Source organism: Sphingomonas faeni, assembly GCF_040407495.1.
In the GTDB taxonomy this organism is placed as follows: Bacteria; Pseudomonadota; Alphaproteobacteria; order Sphingomonadales; family Sphingomonadaceae; genus Sphingomonas; species Sphingomonas faeni_D.
In genome coordinates this window covers 742,568-760,468 of sequence record NZ_JAPZPP010000002.1, presented here as the reverse complement: position 1 = coordinate 760,468, position 17,901 = coordinate 742,568, and the positions used below count along the sequence as shown (strand labels likewise).

Genomic DNA, 17,901 nt, shown 5'->3' with positions numbered 1-17,901 from the left:
TCAAATATTGATCGTGGTGGGGCGGTTTTTCCGCAGCCACAGCGCGACCATCATCCGCGTGAACGTGACGGCGGTGAATACCGACGTGCAGATCCCGATCAGCAGCACGACCGCGAAGCCCTTCACCGGACCCGAGCCGAGCAACAGCATGATCACGCCGGTGATGGCGTGGGTCACGTTGGCCTCGAAGATCGTCCGCGAGGCTTCCTTATAGCCGAGCTCGACCGACTGGATCACGCTACGCCCGCGCCGTCGCTCTTCGCGAATACGCTCGTTGATCAGCACGTTGGCATCCACCGCGGTACCGATCGTCAACACGAACCCGGCGATACCGGGCAGCGTCAGCGTCGCGTTCAGCATCGCCATGACGGCAACGATGACCAGGATGTTGATGACCACCGCGAGGTTCGCATACAGGCCGAACCGACCGTAGGTGACGAACATGAACACGATCACCGCGAGCGCCGCGATGATCGACGCGAGCACGCCGGCACGGATCGAATCCTTGCCCAGATCGGGGCTGACGGTGCTCTCGGCGATCGTCTTCAGCGCGACCGGCAACTTGCCCGAGCGCAGCGTGATCGCCAGCGCGTTCGCCGACTCGACGGTGAAGTTGCCCGAGATCGACGCGCGACCACCAAGGATCGGCTCGTTGATGTTCGGGGCCGAGATCACCTGGTTGTCGAGGATGATCGCGAACGGCTTGCCGGTGTTATCCGTCGTCACCTTGGCAAAGCGACGCCCGCCGACCGCGTTGAACGTGATCGCCACCTGCGGCGCGTTGGTCTGCGGTTCGAACTCCTGGCGTGCATCCGCGAGCTGGTCGCCCGAGATGATCACCGAGCGCTTGACCGCGATGAACGGCACGCCGCGTGGGTTGCCCGGATAAGGGAGAACCTGGCTGCCGATCGGTGCGATACCCTTGACCAGATCGGCCGGGTTCGCAGTCTCGTCGACCAGCTTGAATTCGAGCTTGGCGGTCTTGCCGAGCAGGTCCTTCAGCGCCTGCGGGTTCTTCAGGCCCGGCACCTGGACGACGATCCGGGTCGCGCCCTGGCGAACGATCGTCGGCTCCTTCGTGCCGAGTTCGTCGATGCGGCGGCGGACGACTTCGGTCGCGTCCTTCATCGCCGTGTCGACCGCCTGGGTCAGGCCGGCCTCGGTCGGCTTGAGCACGAACCGGCTCGTGTCGACGACGTTGATGTCCCATTCGCGCTGGCCGCTCATCCCGGCGCCACCGCCGGTGATCGCGAGCAGACGCTCGCGCGCCGCATCGACCTGGCTAGGATCACGCAGCAGGAAGCTCAGCTGGCCGCCCCGCGTGGAGATGTCGCCGATCTCGATCCGCGGCGTCCCGTTGCGCATCGTCCCCGCGACGCTGTCGCGCATCGCCTCGATCCGCGTCGCGGCGAGGTCAGCGGTGTCCGCCTCGAGCAGCAGGTAGCTGCCGCCGGCGAGATCGAGCCCGAGGTTGATGTGCGGATGCGGAATCCGCCCCCATTGGCTCGTGGTGCTCTCGGGGAGGAAACTCGGGATCGCCAGTAGGCACAATGCCGCCAGCAACCCGATGATCGACCCGATTTTCCAGCGCGGGAAGTCGAGCATCAGTCGTTCGCCGGCTTCGTGTTCGGGCTGGTGATGTCGGTCAGCGTCGCCTTGACGACGCGCACGCGGACATTCGGCGCGATCTCGACCTCGACGACATTATCCTCGACCTTGGTCACCTTGCCCAGGATTCCGCCCGAGGTGACGACGCTGTCGTTCTTCTTCACCGCGGCGACCGACGCCTGCAGCGCCTTCATGCGCTTTTGCTGCGGACGGATCATCAGGAAATAGAACACGACGAACACGAGGAAGAGCGGCGCGAGGCTCAGGAACGAGGCGATCCCGCCTCCCGCCGTCGTAGCGGCGCCGTCTGCGGCCTGGGCGTATGCTGGTGAGATGAACATGAAGGTCCGTATCTGGCTGGGCCGTGGAAGGCGCAAGGATGGGTCGGGCCGGACGTCGCGCGTCGCGCCCGCATTGGTCCGCCCGCTATCATCGCTTGGAACCTCGCGCAACAGATCGCCACAGGATGAGACGTGGGCGTCATGCGACCGGGCGCATCCGACACGGCTCCAATGTTCGCTGCCGTGTTCGGGCTTGCATCAGGCGCAGACCCCGCGTAGTGCGCCCCCCTCGGGTCGCCTTGCGGCCCGTTCGGTCGGAGCGTAGCGCAGCCTGGTAGCGCACCACACTGGGGGTGTGGGGGTCGCAGGTTCGAATCCTGTCGCTCCGACCATTTTCTTACATCGATGAACGGTGAACTCGTGTAGCTCTTGTGGGAGCGCATTCCGTTACACGCGTCGTCATCCCCGCGGAGGCAGGGACCCATAAACTCGAACGTTGCCTGTCACTAGCAACGCCAGCCCGTATGGATCCCCGCCTGCGCGGGGATGACGGAACTTGGAATGGGGCCGACTCTGATGCCGGCCCCGTCCGGTGATCTTACGCCGTCTCGCTCACCGTCGCCGCATGACCCACGGCCACCGCGCTAAGGTTCACGATCCCCCGCGCCGTCACGCTAGGCACCATCATCTGCAACGGCTTGGCGAGCCCCAGCAGCATCGGCCCCAGCGGCAGCGACTCGGTCGACGCCGACAACAGCGACACCGCGATGTTCGCCGCATCGATGTTCGGCATGACCAGCAGATTCGCCGACCCGGTCAAAGGGCTGTCCGCGACCAACCGCCGCCGCAGCGCCTCCGACAGCGCCGCATCGCCGTGCATCTCGCCGTCGAACTCGAACTCCGGCGCGAACTCCTTCAACAACGCATGCCCCGCGCGCATCTTCTGCGCCGAGGGCGAGCGCGACGCACCGAAGCTCGAATGCGACAGCAACGCCGCCTTCGGCTCGATCGCGAACGCGCGCACAGCCTCGGCCGCCAGCAACGTCATCTCGGCAATCTGCTCGGCGGTCGGATCGACCGTCACATGCGTATCGCAGAAGAACAGGCTCCCAGTGCGCAGGATCACCGCCGACATCGCATACAGCCGCGAGACGCCCGGCATCCGCGGAATCAGCGGCATGACGTACGTCATCTGCGTCCACCAGTCGCCGATGCCACCACACAAGGCCGCATCGACGCGCCCCTCGCGCAGCAGCATCGCCGCCGCCACGCTCGGCCGAGTCCGCAGCGCCCGCTCGGCACTATCGGGCGGCGATCCGCGACGGCCGACCAGCGCGTTGTACCCGGCAAGCAACGGATCGAACACTTCGCGGTCCGTACCTGGGTCGAGCACCTCGACGTCGGTGCCGATCGCCATCCGCAACCCGCTCGACTGGATCTTCTCGGCGATCACCTCGCGCCGCCCGATCAGCACGGGCCGCCCGATTCCCTCGTCGATCACCGTCTGCACCGCGCGCAGCGTGCGGTCGTCCTCGCCCTCGCCATACGCGATCGAGCGTCCCGCCTGCTTGGCGCGCGCGAAGATCGGCCGCATCAGCTGGCCCGAGCGATACACGAACACTTCGAGGTCACGCAGGTACGCGTCGAAATCCTCGATCGGCCGCGTCGCCACGCCCGAATCCATCGCCGCCTTCGCCACCGCCGGCGCGACGTGCAGGATCAGCCGCGGATCGAACGGCTTGGGGATGATGTAGGTCGGCCCGAACACCGGCGTCGCGCCGCCGTAAGCGGTCACCACCACATCGGACGCGGTCGCCCGAGCCAGGGCCGCGATCGCATCGACCGCCGCCACCTTCATCGCCTCGTTGATCTCGGTCGCGCCGACGTCGAGCGCGCCGCGGAAGATGAACGGGAAGCACAGCACGTTGTTGACCTGGTTCGGAAAATCCGAGCGGCCAGTGGCAATGATCGCATCGGGCCGGGTCGCATGCACCAGCGCCGGCTGGATCTCCGGCTCGGGGTTCGCCAGCGCCAGGATCAGCGGATCGGGCGCGAGCAGATGCAGCCATTCCTGCTTCAGCACGCGCGGCGCCGACAGCCCGAGGAAGATGTCCGCCCCCTCCAGCACGTCCGGCAGGGTCCGCGCGTTCGTGGTGCGCGCGTACCGCGCCATGTTCGGCGGCATCGCGTCACCGCGATCCTTGTGCACCACGCCGGCGATATCGGTCAGCGTGACGTTCTCGGGGTTGAGCCCCATCGACACCAGCAGGTCGACCGTCGCCAGCGCCGCCGCGCCTGCGCCCGACGTCACCAGCTTCATCTGGTCGAGCCGCTTGCCGCGCAGTTCGAGCACATTGCGGACCGCGGCGGCACACACGATCGCGGTGCCGTGCTGGTCGTCGTGGAACACCGGGATGTTCATGACCTCGCGCAGCTTCGTCTCGATCTCGAAGCATTCGGGCGCCTTGATGTCCTCGAGATTGATTCCGCCGAACGTCGGCTCGAGCACGCGGACCGCCTCGATGAACGCCTGCGGGTCGAGCTGGTCGATTTCGATGTCGAAACAGTCGATCCCCGCGAATTTCTTGAAGAGCACCGCCTTGCCCTCCATCACCGGCTTCGAGGCCAGCGCACCGATCGCGCCGAGTCCAAGCACCGCGGTACCGTTGGTGATCACCGCAACGAGATTTCCGCGGGCCGTGTAATCCCGCGCCTTGTCCGGATCGGCAGCGATTTCCTCGCACGCGGCAGCCACGCCCGGCGAGTACGCGAGCGCCAGATCGCGCTGCGTCGCCATCCGCTTGGTCGCCTCGACCGAGAGCTTACCGGGCTTGGGATAGCGATGATAATCGAGCGCGGCTTTGCGGAAATCGTCTTCCATGGTCTTCCTAACCTGTCGGCCGCGGCGGCGACCGGGTGGGGCACACGGGCAGCCCCGCGGCGCATGTTCAAGGGAGCGCATAGCCGCAGGGGCACCGATCCGCCAACCCCGCGCGGACGTAGCGTCGGTTTGGGTGGGGCGGGGGACTTGATGCCCAACCCCCATCCAGCAACGGCACCACCCCGCAACGGCACCACCCCGGCGCAGGCCGGGGCCCAATTGGAACGTCGGACATGACGAAGCGCGGTCCTCCGTCATCGTCGTCCCCCAATTGGACCCCGGCCTCCGCCGGGGAGGTGCAGAGGAGGGGAGCACTTCTCACCCCCCTCCCTGGAAGGGAGGGGCAGGGGGTGGGTCGGCTTCCGCATACAAACCCGTCGAGACCCAAGCAGGCCGACCCACCCCCAACCCCTCCCTTTCAGGGAGGGGGCAGGTTGTGCCTCGGCGACCACGGTGAGCGCGCAGCGGGAGAGGCGACCAATTTCCCCTGTCCTACAGCGAACCAATATGGTTCGCTCCAGCCCCCAAACAGGGCGGGACCCACACCATGACCATCGACCACCTAATCGACGCAGTCATCGACCGCGAAGGCGGCTACACCAACCACCCCGCAGACCGAGGCGGCCCCACCAGATACGGCATCACGCAAGCCGTAGCCCGCACCAACGGCTACCCCGGAGACATGCGCAACTTCCCCCGCGACCAGGCGGAAACCATCTACCACCGCCTCTACTGGACCCGTCCCGCCTTCGACCAGATCGCCACGCGAGCCCCCAAGATCGCCGAAGAACTCTTCGACACCGGCGTCAACATGGGCCCCGCAGTCGCCGCCACCTTCCTCCAACGCGCGCTCAACGCACTCAACCGAGGCGCCACCGACTATTCCGATATGACCCTCGACGGCCGCATCGGCCCCGCAACCCTCACCGCACTCGAAGCCTTCCTCGCCCGCCGCAAACCCGGTGGCGAAACCGTGCTGCTGAAAGCGATCGAAGCGCTCCAGGGCGAACGCTACGTCGCGCTCGCCGAGACGCGTCCCGCCAACGAAGCCTTCCTCTACGGCTGGCTCGCCAACCGCACATGATGCTCGCGACGAAACGCTCCCAGCGTCTGCACTTCCTATACTTCACTTTTGCCGGAGGCAGCCAATGACCCCGCAACCCCTTGATCCAGCACCAGATCCCTGGATCACGCGAGCCCGCCCGACGTTCCTCTACGTGATGTACACCTTGCTGCTCGGCGCGATCCCCGCAGGCCTGATCGCCGCCGTCCGCCCGCAAACGGCACAGGCGATCGCCGCCGGTATGTCCGCGTACTTGAACGCGATCCCCGAACCGCTGTACGCGCTCTTCGGCACAGGCTATCTCGGCTACACGGTGGCAAGGGAATGGGGGAAGGGGCGATGACGCGCACCCCTCACCGCCACTCCCGCAACCGCGCGCCTACCGCCCCCCCAACCGTTCGTGCCGAGTAGCGACCGAGTAGCCCCCTTGGGCGTATCGAGGGCGCGTATCGAGGTACAGGTGACACGCGCAACCCCAATCCCTCGATACGCGCTCTCGACAAGCTCGATTGCTACTCGGGACGAACGGAAGTGGGATGGTCGACACGAACGGGAGGTCCGCCGACACGAACGGCGCGCGTTCGGGCAGAGGCGTTGCACCCCCAAAACCAAACCCTACATCGCGCCTATGAGCAACGACCCCCACGCCATGCCGACATGGCACGGCACCACGATCCTCTCGGTCCGCCGCGGCGGCAAGGTCGTCGTGATCGGCGACGGCCAGGTCTCGATGGGCCAGACCGTCATGAAACCCAACGCGCGCAAGGTGCGCCGGCTCGGTGACGGCAGCGTCATCGGCGGATTCGCCGGCGCCACGGCGGACGCTTTCACGCTGTTCGAACGCCTCGAACGCAAGCTCGAAGCGCACCAGGGCCAACTCCTCCGCGCCGCGGTCGAACTCGCCAAGGACTGGCGGACGGACAAGTTCCTCCGCAACCTCGAAGCGATGATGATCGTCGCCGACAAGGACGTGACGCTGATCCTAACCGGCAACGGCGACGTGCTGGAACCCGAGAACGGCGTCGCCGCGATCGGCTCCGGCGGCAACTACGCACTCGCAGCGGCCCGAGCGCTGGTCGAATACGAGACCGACGCCGAGGTGTTGTGCCGCAAGGCAATGGGCATAGCGTCCGAACTCTGCGTCTACACCAACGACCGCCTCACGGTCGAAACGATGGATTCGACCACGTAATTCCTTCTCCCCCTCCCGCAAGCGGGAGGGGGCAGGGGGTGGGCGCCCGCTCACCTCCAGCGCCAACCTTCGAGGGAAGCGCGAGCCCACCCCCAACCCCTCCCGCCTGCGGGAGGGGAGCGAGAAAACCATGAACGACCAGCTCACCCCTAAGGCAATCGTCGCCGCGCTCGACGCCCACATCATCGGCCAGGCCGCTGCCAAGCGCGCCGTCGCCGTCGCGATGCGTAACCGCTGGCGCCGCCAGCAACTCAGCGAAGACCTCCGCGACGAGGTCACGCCCAAGAACATCCTGATGATCGGACCGACCGGCTGCGGCAAGACCGAGATCAGCCGCCGCCTCGCCAAGCTCGCCGACGCACCGTTCGTGAAGGTCGAGGCGACCAAGTTCACCGAGGTCGGCTATGTCGGCCGCGACGTCGAACAGATCGCCCGCGACCTCGTCGAGGAAGCGATCCGCCTCGAAAAGGAACGGCGTCGTATCGCCGTCAAGGACAAGGCGGAAGAGGCGGCGATGGGTCGCCTGCTCGACGCGCTGGTCGGCAAGGATTCGAGCACCGCGACGCGCGAAAGCTTCAAGCAGCGCTTCCTCGACGGCCATTTGAACTCGGCCGAAGTCGAGATCGAGGTCGAGCAGGCGCCGACAACGCCGTTCGAAATCCCCGGCGGCGCGCCGCAGATGATCAATCTCGGCGAGATGATGAAGTCGTTCGGCGGCGGCCAGCAGTTGAAGCGCCGCAAGCTGACCGTCCACGCGGCGTGGGACAAGCTCGTCGAGGAAGAGGCCGACAAGCGCCTCGACCAGGACGAGGTCAGCCGCGCAGCCTTGGCCGACGCGGAAGCCAACGGCATCGTCTTCCTCGACGAGATCGACAAGATCGCGGTCTCGGACGGCCGCGGCGGTTCGATCAGCCGCGAAGGCGTCCAGCGCGACCTGTTGCCGTTGATCGAAGGCACCACCGTGGCCACCAAGTACGGCCCAATGAAGACCGACCACATCCTCTTCATCGCGTCGGGCGCGTTCCACGTTGCCAAGCCAAGCGACCTGCTCCCCGAATTGCAGGGCCGACTGCCGATCCGCGTCGAGTTGAAGGGCCTTACCGAAGCCGATTTCGTCGCGATCCTCTCGGACACCAAGGCGTCGCTGCCGCTGCAATACAAGGCGCTGATCGCCACCGAAGGCGTCGGCATCGAATTCACCGAAGACGGCATCGCCGCAATTGCGCGCATCGCCGCCGAGGTGAACTCGGAGATCGAAAACATCGGCGCCCGGCGTCTGCAGACGGTGATGGAAAAGCTGCTCGAGGAAGTAAGCTACAACGCCGAAGACCGCGGCGGCTCGAACCTCGTCATCGACGGCGCGTACGTCGACAGCCAGCTGAAGGAAATCGCCCGCAATACCGACCTGAGCCGGTTCGTGCTCTGATCATAGGGCGGGGGCCACCACCCCCCGTTCGTGCTGAGCGAAGTCGAAGCACCTGAGTCTCATGCCCTTCGACTTCGCTCAGGGCGAACGGAGTGGGGGGTATTTAGGAGAACACCATGGACGTGACCGAAGCCATCGCCGCTCGCCGCTCCGTCCGAGGTTTCCTTGACACCCCCGTCGACCCGACCCTGCTCCACGACCTAGCCGTAAAAGCATCCCGAGCCGCAACCGGCGGCAATCTCCAGCCCTGGCACATCGCCATAGTCCAAGGCGAACCCCTGGCCCGCCTCAAGGCCATCATGGCCGACAAGATCGCCACCGGGGCGACCGAAAAGTTAGCCTACGACATTTACCCGAAGGAGCTAGTCGCCCCCTACCGGGACCGCCGCTATGCGGTCGGCGAAGAAATGTACGCCCACATCGGCATCCCCCGCGACGACAAGGCTGCCCGCCGAGACTGGTTCGCCCGAAACTTCGAATTCTTCGGAGCCCACGCCGCCTATTTCTGCACAGTCGACAAGCGAATGGGCCCGCCGCAATGGTCGGACCTCGGCATGTATTTGCAAAATCTGATGCTGTTGGCGGTCGAAGCCGGCCTCGCGACCTGCCCCCAGGAATGCTGGGCGATGTATCCGGAAACGGTCGGGAGGGTCTTAAACATGCCCGAAGACCGCATACTCTTTTGCGGCATGGCGATCGGCTACGAGGACAAGAGCGCGCCTGCCAACGCTCTGCGCACGGAGCGCGCAGACGAAGCGGAATGGCTGACGACGATCCGCTAACCTACGCAGTTATCTCAAAATCAAGCCACCACCCCGGCAAAGGCCGGGGCCCAATTGGGGGACGCTTTGATATGGCGCGAGCCCCGTTACGTCGGCCTTGCCAATTGGGCCCCGGCCTCCGCCGGGGTAGTGCACGCGCTCGTGGTCTTCGGTCGCAACGCGGGGAAACAAGATTTAGAGAACCACCGTCACCGGCTTCGCGCCCTTGATCCCAGCCAGAATCATGGCTTCCCAGACCGCAGGGTCACCCGCCGCGGCCATCGCCTTGTCCGGCTCGCGCAACGTCTTCAGCACCGCCAGCGCATCCGGCAGATAATCCGCCCAAGCCGCGTCGATCAGCCGCGACGCCGATTCGGCATCGCCACCGGCATTCGCGCTGATCCGCTGTCCTGCCAGCACGCGCGCGACACGTTCGGCGACAGGTGTAGTGGAAACGTCCATGAGCATTCTCCTCGCGGGGCTGGTCTACACCAAACCCGCGAGGCGAACGAATGCTCCTTAGCGTGCCGAGCTCGGGCCCGCGCCGCGGCTCGGACCACGGCCGCCACCAGCCGGACGACCACCGCCGCCCTGGCCACCGGGACGACCACCGCCCTGGGGACGACCGCCGCCGCCTTGGCCGCCACCCTGGCCACCACGGCTAGCACCCGCATAGTTGCGCCCGGTCGTCCCGGTAGCCCGCGGCGAATGCGTCGCGCGCGGCCGTGCCGGATCGCGCGGACGGTCGATCCGGACCTCGGGATCGGCACCCATCGTCTTCACGCGCGTCTGCTTGATCTGGTTCGACAGGTTGACGAAATCGTCCGGCAGCGACCGGACCTGGACCTTCTGGCGGGTGATCCGCTCGATGTCGCGCAGGTACGCCTTCTCGTCATCCGCGCAGAACGCGACAGCGATGCCGCTCGCGCCCGCACGCGCGGTACGGCCGATGCGGTGGACATACTGCTCGGCGACGTTCGGCAGTTCGAAGTTGATGACGTGCGAAACGCCCGAGACGTCGATGCCGCGCGCGGCGATGTCGGTCGCGATCAGGACCTTGACCTTGCCCTGCTTGAACTCGCCCAGCGCCCGCTCGCGCTGGCCCTGGCTCTTGTTGCCGTGGATCGCGTTCGACGCGATGCCGTTGCCCGCGAGCAGCTTCACGACGCGGTCGGCGCCATGCTTGGTACGCGTGAACACGAGCGCGCGGTCGATCGCAGGATCGGCCAGCGTGATCGTCAGCAGCGCCTGCTTTTCCGACTGGTTGCAGAAGGTCACATACTGGTCGACGCGCTCGGCGGTCGTCGCGGCCGGCTTCACCGACACCGTCTTCGGGTCGAGCAGGAACTGGCTGGCAAGCTCACGGATCGCGACCGGCATGGTCGCGGAGAAGAACAGCGTCTGGCGCTTCTTCGGCAGCATGCGGACGATCTTCTTGAGCGCGTGGATGAAGCCGAGGTCCATCATCTGGTCGGCTTCGTCGAGCACGAGGATCTCGATCATCGACAGGTTCACGAAGCCCTGCTCGATCAGGTCGATCAGGCGGCCAGGCGTGGCGACTAGGATGTCGACGCCGCGGCTCATGTCCTGGCGGTTCTTGTTGATGCTGGTGCCGCCGAACACGGTCGTCACCGACATCTTGCTGAACTGACCGTACGCGCGGGCGCTGTCGGCGATCTGGCTGGCGAGTTCGCGCGTCGGCGCGAGCACCAGCATGCGGCAATGCGTCGGCAGGACGCGCTTCTGGTTTTCGGTCAGGCGCTGGATCGACGGCAGCACGAATGCCGCGGTCTTGCCGGTGCCGGTCTGCGCGATGCCGAGCAGATCGCCGCCCTCGAGCAGGATCGGGATCGACTGTGCCTGGATCGGCGTCGGCTCGGTATAGCCCTTGGCTTCGAGCGCACGGACGAGCGGCTCGGCAAGGCCGAGGTTTGCAAATGACATGAATAGTCTCTCAAATAGATGCCGGGCTCGCGAATCCACACAAGGACGCGCGAGGGGCGGTGGTGTTTTGACACCCCGCGTGAAAAGGGAAGCCCGTTGGAAACGACCGAGGCGGAGCTAAGACCGGCTAGGGTCCAATCACGCTGCATTACGCCTCGATAGAGCGCACCTGCAGCAAAGCGCGCCAAAAGTCAACGTGCGCGAGCGCCCGTTTCGGTCGCGTTCCCGGTTCGGGGTCAGATCCGCGTCTGGTTCAGATGCAGATAGCGTTCGTTGAACTCCGCGGTGTCGCGCAGGCCGGGCCAGTCGATCACACTGACCTGCCGCTTTTTGCGGGCTATCAAGCCCGCTGATTCGAGCGACTTCAGCACGCGGTTGACGTGGACCGGCGTCAGCCCGAGCGCATCGCCGAGCTGTTCCTGAGTCATCGGCAACTCATACGCCATGTCGTTACCCGCCGATTTACGGAACCGCACGGAAAACTCGCAGAGCAGATGCGCAAGCCGGGTCCGCGCGTTGCGACGACCGACGTTCAACAGCCACTCGCGGTGGATCGACGATTCGATCAGCGCGTCGACCCACAAGGCATGACCGGCGGCGGGGCAGGACACGATCAGTTCGCGCAACGTGCTAATCGGCACTTCGGCCAGAGTCAGTCGCGTCAGCGCCTGGATGTCATGATCCGATTCCTCCAGAAACAGGTTCTGCAGGTCGACGAATTCGCCGGGCATGATGATCGACACGATCTCGCGCTCGCCGTTGGGCGTGAGCTTCTGGCGATAGGCAAGCCCTTCGATGATGAACGCGCACCGCGTCGGACGCTGACCCTCGCGCAGCATGTAGGTCGACGCATCGATCGTCCGCACCTTGAACGGCAAACCGGCTACCAATGCGCAATCGGCAGCACTCATCGCCACCCGCGACGCGAACTTTCGAACCAACTGATCACTCACGGTGGAGATATCCACGTGCACGCTCCGCATCCCGGGCAGGAGCATTCCCCTCGCTGTCACCCCCATTGAGATAGCGCGAAGGATCGGACTCGGCCTTATCCCAGGATTGAGTTCGCGGACAAAACCCATGTTGTTATGAAAACTGCATATACGCGATATGAAATGCGCGGATCTCAGCTTTCAGGGCGGTGAGAAGCCTGCGTCAACGGGCTCGCTAGCCGTCACCACCACGTTCAACAGGATCGTGCCGCTCTCGTCCCGGACGGCGACGCTGAAACGGCTTCCGTTGCGGACGAGGTCTGGATGTTCGCGGAGATAGTCTCCTGCGAATATCACCGCCTGCACACGGGCCTCGTCGGCGTTTGTCAGCACCGTGCCCTCGTCGTCGACATAACGCTCATGGTTGTCGATATCGAAGAAGTATCTGGGCATGCTTGATATCCTCGATCCGGGGGTGGCATCGTGCATACTGCGGGGGCGCAGCTTCCGCCCTTACTAAAATCAGCTTTGGGGTCGCCCCTTGATCATCTGGGCTGTGCAACCTGAATGCTCGACTTGCGTCGGGACTAAGGCGTAGGAGTCAGGAAAATATGGAGAGGATCAGCATATGAAACTGGCCAGTCTGAAGCATCCCGATGCGACGCGGGGACGAGACGGCACGCTCGTCGTGGTCTCGAACGATCTCGCTTGGTACGCGGACGCGGGGCATATCGCGCCGACGCTGCAATCCGCACTGGATGACTGGGAGCGGGTGTCGGTCGACCTGAAGAATCTGTCGACCGATCTCGAGCACGAGATGATTCCGATGCGGCGTTTTCACGAGCACGACGCCGAGTCGCCGTTGCCGCGTGCGTATCAGTGGGCGGATGGCTCGGCTTACGTGAATCATGTTGCGCTCGTGCGACAGGCGCGCGCGGCGGAGATGCCCGACAGCTTCTGGCACGACCCGCTGATGTACCAGGGCGGCTCGGACGGGTTCCTCGGGCCCCGCGATCCGATCCCGCTCGCCGACGAAGCCTGGGGCTGCGACATGGAAGGCGAGATCGTCGTCGTCACCGGCGACGTGCCGATGGGCGCGAGTCGCGATGAGGCGCTGGCGGCGATCCTGCTGGTCGGGCTGACCAACGACGTGAGCTTGCGCAACCTGATTCCCGGCGAACTCGGCAAGGGCTTCGGCTTCTTCCAGTCTAAGCCGGCCAGCGCGTTCTCGCCGGTCTTCGTCACCCCTGACTCGCTTGGCGACTGGTGGAAGGACGGCAAGCTGCACCGCAAGCTGATGGTCGACCTCAACGGCCAGCCACTCGGTCGCGCCGAGGCCGGCGAGGACATGACGTTCGACTTCGGTACGCTTGTCGCGCACGCCGCCAAGACACGGAAGCTCGGCGCGGGAACGATCGTCGGTTCGGGCACCGTCTCGAACCGCGGCCCCGATGGTGGCCCCGGCAAGGCGGTCGCGGAGGGCGGCGTCGGCTATTCCTGTCTCGCCGAAGTGCGGACGATCGAGACGATCCAAGGTGGCAAGCCCGTCACGCCGTTCCTCAAACAAGGTGACGTCGTCCGGATCTGGGCAGAGGACGACAAGCGCCATCCGATCTTTGGCGTGATCGAGCAGACTGTCGGCGGCTAATTCCAGCACAGGGGGAGAAAAATCCGTGCGGCACATCGTGAATGCGCAACTCCCCCTCGCAATCTGCGTTGAAATTTAATAACAAGCCTCGGTAAGAGTGTTCCGCGGTCACAGCGGCCTCATGGAGATGGAATGACGATGGCAAGCGAGCATCCGCGCGCCAATTTGCAGCCACTTACGCTGCATATCCCCGAGCCGAAGTTCCGCCCCGGCGACGCGGTGGACTTCGCCGAAGTCGACGTGCCGCTCGCCGGCGAAGCGCGCCGCCCCGACACCGCCGATAAAGCCTCCGACTTCACCGATCTGGCATACACGCTAGTTCGCGTACTCGACGACGAAGGCAACGCGGTCGGCCCTTGGGACCCAAAGCTGTCGCCCGACGTGATGCGCCGCATGTTGCGCAGCATGGCGCTGCTCCGCGCATTCGACGAACGCATGTTCCGCGCCCAGCGTCAGGGCAAGACCAGCTTCTACATGAAGGCGCTTGGTGAGGAGGCGGTCGCAGTCGCGGCGGCGTACGCGCTCGATTACGAGGACATGTGCTTCCCCTCGTACCGCCAGCAGGGGCTGCTGATCGCGCGGGGCTGGAGCCTCGTCGACATGATGAACCAGATCTATTCGAACACGGCTGATCGGCTCGGCGGCAAGCAGTTGCCGATCATGTACTCGGTCAAGGAAGCCGGGTTCTTCTCGATCTCGGGCAACCTCACCACGCAGTATCCGCAAGCGGTGGGCTGGGCGATGGCGTCGGCGGCCAAGGGCGACACGCGGATCGCCGCGACCTGGTGCGGCGAGGGCTCGACCGCGGAGGGCGACTTTCACTCGGCATGCACCTTCGCCGCGGTCTACCGCGCGCCGGTGATCTTCAACGTCGTCAACAACCAGTGGGCGATTTCCAGCTTTTCCGGGTTCGCCGGCGCCGAGGCGACGACCTTTGCGGCACGCGCGGTCGGCTACGGGATCGCCGGGCTGCGGGTCGACGGCAACGACGCGCTCGCCGTCTACGCCGCGACCGAATGGGCCGCCGAACGCGCGCGGACCAACCAGGGGCCGACGTTGATCGAGCACTTCACCTACCGCGCGGAAGGCCATTCAACCTCGGACGATCCCGGCCAGTACCGCAGTGAGGGCGAGCCCAACGCCTGGCCGCTCGGCGATCCGATCAAGCGCTTGAAGGACCACCTCATCGCGATTGGTGAATGGGACGACGAGCGTCACGCCGCGCAAGACAAGGAACTCGCCGAGCAGGTGAAGGCCGCGCAGAAGGAGGCCGAGAAGAACGGCATCCTCGGCCACGGCCTCCACCAGCCGCTCGAGTCGCTGTTCGACGGCGTGTTCGAGGAACTGCCGTGGCATCTGAAGGAGCAGCGTCAGCAGATGCTCGACGAGGAAACGGCCAGCGGCCGTCCATGGGATCGCAAGGCATGAGCGACATGACGCAAGCACCCGAGTCCGAGGCAACGGACGCCGAACCCACCACCCGCATGAACATGATCCAGGCGATCAACTCCGCCATGGACATCATGATGGAGCGCGACCCCGACGTGATCGTCATGGGCGAGGACGTCGGCTATTTCGGTGGCGTCTTCCGCGCGACCGCCGGGCTCCAGGCCAAGCACGGCAAGACCCGCGTGTTCGACACCCCGATCACCGAATGCGGCATCATCGGCGTCGCCGTCGGCATGGGCGCGTACGGCCTGCGCCCCGTCCCCGAGATCCAGTTCGCCGACTACATCTACCCCGCGCTCGACCAGCTCGTGTCCGAAGCCGCACGCCTGCGCTACCGCTCCGCCGGCGAGTTCACTTCGCCGATCACGGTGCGCTCGCCGTTCGGCGGCGGCATCTTCGGCGGCCAGACGCACAGCCAGTCGCCGGAGGGGCTCTTCACCCACATGTCGGGCATCAAGACGGTGATCCCGTCGACGCCCTATGACGCGAAGGGCCTGCTGATCGCCGCGATCGAGGACAATGATCCGACGCTCTTCTTCGAACCCAAGCGCATCTATAACGGCCCGTTCGACGGCTATTGGGATCGCCCCTCGCAGAACTGGTCGAAGCATCCGGCCGGCGAAGTCCCGACCGGCTATTACAAGATCGAGCTCGGCAAGGCGAAGATCGTCCGCGCGGGCGAGGCGCTCACCATCCTCGCCTATGGCACGATGGTCCATGTCTGCGCGGCCGTCGTCGCCGAGGCCGGAATCGACGCCGAGATCGTCGACCTGCGGACGCTCGTGCCGCTCGATATCGAGACGATCGAGGCGTCGGTGAAGAAGACCGGCCGCTGCATGATCGTCCACGAGGCGACTCGCACCAGCGGCTTCGGCGCTGAGCTGTCGGCGATCGTCCAGGAACGCTGTTTCTACCATCTCGAGGCGCCGATCGAGCGCGTGACCGGGTTCGACACGCCGTACCCGCACAGCCTCGAATGGGCGTATTTCCCGGGGCCGGTCCGCATCGGCGAAGCCCTGAAAAAGATCATGAAGGACGCATAATGGCCCGCTTCACCTTCAAGCTGCCGGACATCGGCGAAGGCATCTCCGAGGCCGAGATCGTCGCATGGCACGTCGCCATCGGCGACCGAGTCGAAGAGGATTCGCCGATCGCCGACATGATGACCGACAAGGCCACCGTCGAGATGGAATCGCCGGTGACCGGTGTCGTCGTCGAACTCGCGGGCGAAGTCGGCGACCAGGTGTCGATCGGCGCCGCGCTGGTGGTGATCGAGACGGACGCAGTGGATGCCGCGGACGAAGTCGTCGCCGCGCCGCCGACGTCGGCCCAGGCCGAAACCGCCGAACAATACGAAGCCGAGAACCCCGGCGTCGAAGAGGTAGTCGACGCAGCTACATCCACCCCCCCGGCGGAGGCCGGGGTCCAATTGGGAGGTGTCGGTAACGAAGCGCAGTCCGACGTTACGACGACCTCTCCACTTGGACCCCGGCCTTCGCCGGGGGGGAATGAGCCGCAGACCGCTGCATCCGTGGCGCACGCGCTCGCATCCCCCGCAGTCCGCGCCCGCGCACGCGATCTCGGCATCGACCTCGCCTCGGTAAAGACCGACTCCGACCGCGTCCGCCACGCCGACCTCGACGCCTACCTCCGCTACGGCTCGGGCGAAGGCTACCACCCCCCGCACGCCTCACGCGCTCGCCAAGACCAGCCCATCAAGGTCATCGGCATGCGCCGTCGCATCGCCGAGAACATGGCCGCGTCGAAGCGCGCGATCCCGCACTTCACCTATGTCGACGAGATCGACGTCACCGCTTTGGAGGCGATGCGCGCCGACCTCAACGCCAACCGCGGCGGCCGCCCCAAGCTCACCATGCTGCCGCTGATGATCGTCGCGATCTGCAAGACGATCCCCGACTTCCCGATGCTCAACGCGCGCTACGACGACGAAGCGGGCGTGGTTACCCGCCACGGCGCAATCCACCTCGGCATGGCCGCGCAGACCGACGCCGGCCTAACTGTCCCCGTGATCCGCGACGCACAGGACCGCAACGTCTGGCAGCTCGCGACCGAGATCACGCGCCTTGCCGAAGCCGCGCGCGCCGGCAAGCTCGCGCCCAGCGAGATGGGCGGCGGCACGATCACGGTAACCTCGCTCGGCCCGCTCGGCGGCATCGCGACGACCCCGGTGATCAACCGCCCCGAAGTCGCGATCATCGGCCCCAACAAGATCGTCGAGCGTCCGGTCTTCAAAGGCGACGAGGTGGTTCGCGCCAAGCTGATGAACCTGTCGATCAGCTGCGACCACCGCGTTGTCGACGGCTGGGACGCGGCAAGCTTCGTCCAGGGTCTCAAGAAGTACCTCGAGACCCCCGTCCTGCTCTTCGCCGACTGAGCGAGCATGAAGGGCATGCACCGCGGAGACCTGACGATCGAGGGTAAATTCGAGGGCATGCTCGACGGCACCGCGGTCGTCCCGGCCGGCGCCACCGCCGAGATCGCCGGGATGATCGACGGTACGCTGATCGTCGAACCTGGCGCGACGGTGCTGATCAGCGGCATGGTCGACGGCGAGATCGTCGATCGTGGCGGGCAGATAACCGTAACCGGCATGGTCAGCCGCTAACCGCTGAGAGCCCACACCCTACAAGTGAAGTGCCAACACAATCCTCCCCCGCCAGGGGGAGGTGGCAGGCAAAGCCTGACGGAGGGGGCG

At 65.6% G+C, this 17,901-nt stretch carries 16 protein-coding genes, 1 tRNA gene and 1 pseudogene; 11 read left to right on the top strand and 7 right to left on the bottom strand.

Features of this window, described 5'->3' with window-relative positions; genetic code table 11:
• Both secD and yajC read right to left on the bottom strand, forming a co-directional pair.
• On the bottom strand, positions 1–1,605 hold the full coding sequence (gene secD / locus O6W96_RS08560; protein WP_353469138.1) for a protein translocase subunit SecD: 1,605 nt from the start codon (positions 1,603–1,605) through the stop codon (positions 1–3).
• Positions 1,605–1,949: a preprotein translocase subunit YajC gene (gene yajC / locus O6W96_RS08555; RefSeq protein WP_056066746.1), complete on the bottom strand. Its 345-nt coding sequence runs from the start codon at positions 1,947–1,949 to the stop codon at positions 1,605–1,607. The genes secD and yajC overlap by 1 nt, the downstream gene beginning before the upstream one ends.
• Positions 1,950–2,204: 255 nt before the next feature.
• Here yajC and O6W96_RS08550 point away from each other — a divergent pair.
• Positions 2,205–2,281 (top strand) — tRNA-Pro (locus tag O6W96_RS08550).
• 206 nt (positions 2,282–2,487) lie between these two features.
• Here the strand turns inward: O6W96_RS08550 and O6W96_RS08545 are convergent.
• Complete coding sequence (locus O6W96_RS08545; RefSeq protein WP_353469137.1) at positions 2,488–4,770, bottom strand: NADP-dependent malic enzyme; 2,283 nt, start codon at positions 4,768–4,770, stop codon at positions 2,488–2,490.
• 547 nt (positions 4,771–5,317) lie between these two features.
• Between O6W96_RS08545 and O6W96_RS08540 the strand changes: the two genes are divergently transcribed.
• The 5 genes and pseudogenes from O6W96_RS08540 to O6W96_RS08520 all read left to right on the top strand — a co-directional run bounded on the left by O6W96_RS08540 (position 5,318) and on the right by O6W96_RS08520 (position 9,233).
• Entirely contained in the window at positions 5,318–5,854 is a 537-nt protein-coding gene (locus tag O6W96_RS08540; RefSeq protein ID WP_353469136.1) for a glycoside hydrolase family 108 protein, read from the top strand.
• 94 nt (positions 5,855–5,948) lie between these two features.
• Positions 5,949–6,176 (top strand): annotated as a pseudogene (locus O6W96_RS08535) (3TM-type holin); the annotation flags it as partial.
• A gap of 306 nt (positions 6,177–6,482) precedes the next feature.
• Positions 6,483–7,025 (top strand): ATP-dependent protease subunit HslV, encoded by a 543-nt coding sequence (gene hslV / locus O6W96_RS08530; RefSeq protein WP_056066793.1) that lies wholly within the window; start codon positions 6,483–6,485, stop codon positions 7,023–7,025.
• A gap of 130 nt (positions 7,026–7,155) precedes the next feature.
• Complete coding sequence (gene hslU / locus O6W96_RS08525) at positions 7,156–8,451, top strand: ATP-dependent protease ATPase subunit HslU (protein WP_060526425.1); 1,296 nt, start codon at positions 7,156–7,158, stop codon at positions 8,449–8,451.
• A gap of 116 nt (positions 8,452–8,567) precedes the next feature.
• Complete coding sequence (locus O6W96_RS08520) at positions 8,568–9,233, top strand: nitroreductase (RefSeq protein WP_353469135.1); 666 nt, start codon at positions 8,568–8,570, stop codon at positions 9,231–9,233.
• 174 nt (positions 9,234–9,407) lie between these two features.
• Here the strand turns inward: O6W96_RS08520 and O6W96_RS08515 are convergent, their stop codons facing one another.
• The 4 genes from O6W96_RS08515 to O6W96_RS08500 form a co-directional block, all read right to left on the bottom strand.
• Positions 9,408–9,674 carry a hypothetical protein gene (locus tag O6W96_RS08515; RefSeq protein ID WP_132896051.1) on the bottom strand — a complete coding sequence of 89 codons (267 nt, stop codon included), beginning with the start codon at positions 9,672–9,674 and terminating at the stop codon, positions 9,408–9,410.
• A gap of 57 nt (positions 9,675–9,731) precedes the next feature.
• The gene (locus O6W96_RS08510; protein ID WP_353469134.1) at positions 9,732–11,156 is read right to left on the bottom strand and encodes a DEAD/DEAH box helicase; all 1,425 of its coding nucleotides are present in this window, start codon (positions 11,154–11,156) and stop codon (positions 9,732–9,734) included.
• A 236-nt stretch (positions 11,157–11,392) separates the two neighbouring features.
• The gene (locus O6W96_RS08505) at positions 11,393–12,109 is read right to left on the bottom strand and encodes a Crp/Fnr family transcriptional regulator (RefSeq protein WP_353469133.1); all 717 of its coding nucleotides are present in this window, start codon (positions 12,107–12,109) and stop codon (positions 11,393–11,395) included.
• 180 nt (positions 12,110–12,289) lie between these two features.
• Positions 12,290–12,541 (bottom strand): DUF6894 family protein, encoded by a 252-nt coding sequence (locus tag O6W96_RS08500; protein ID WP_353469132.1) that lies wholly within the window; start codon positions 12,539–12,541, stop codon positions 12,290–12,292.
• 175 nt (positions 12,542–12,716) lie between these two features.
• On the opposite strand from O6W96_RS08500, the gene O6W96_RS08495 reads away from it, so the two are divergent.
• From O6W96_RS08495 to O6W96_RS08475, 5 genes are all read left to right on the top strand, one after another.
• A complete protein-coding gene (locus O6W96_RS08495) occupies positions 12,717–13,736 on the top strand; it encodes a fumarylacetoacetate hydrolase family protein (protein WP_353469131.1) in 1,020 nt (339 codons plus the stop codon).
• Positions 13,737–13,874: 138 nt separating this feature from the next.
• A complete protein-coding gene (locus tag O6W96_RS08490) occupies positions 13,875–15,164 on the top strand; it encodes a thiamine pyrophosphate-dependent enzyme (RefSeq protein ID WP_353469389.1) in 1,290 nt (429 codons plus the stop codon).
• 56 nt (positions 15,165–15,220) lie between these two features.
• The gene (locus O6W96_RS08485; RefSeq protein WP_056053047.1) at positions 15,221–16,228 is read left to right on the top strand and encodes an alpha-ketoacid dehydrogenase subunit beta; all 1,008 of its coding nucleotides are present in this window, start codon (positions 15,221–15,223) and stop codon (positions 16,226–16,228) included.
• Complete coding sequence (locus O6W96_RS08480; RefSeq protein ID WP_353469130.1) at positions 16,228–17,580, top strand: dihydrolipoamide acetyltransferase family protein; 1,353 nt, start codon at positions 16,228–16,230, stop codon at positions 17,578–17,580. The genes O6W96_RS08485 and O6W96_RS08480 overlap by 1 nt, the downstream gene beginning before the upstream one ends.
• A 6-nt stretch (positions 17,581–17,586) precedes the next feature.
• Positions 17,587–17,811, top strand: coding sequence for a polymer-forming cytoskeletal protein (locus O6W96_RS08475; protein ID WP_353469129.1), 225 nt, complete (start codon positions 17,587–17,589; stop codon positions 17,809–17,811).
• Positions 17,812–17,901: the final 90 nt, after the last annotated feature.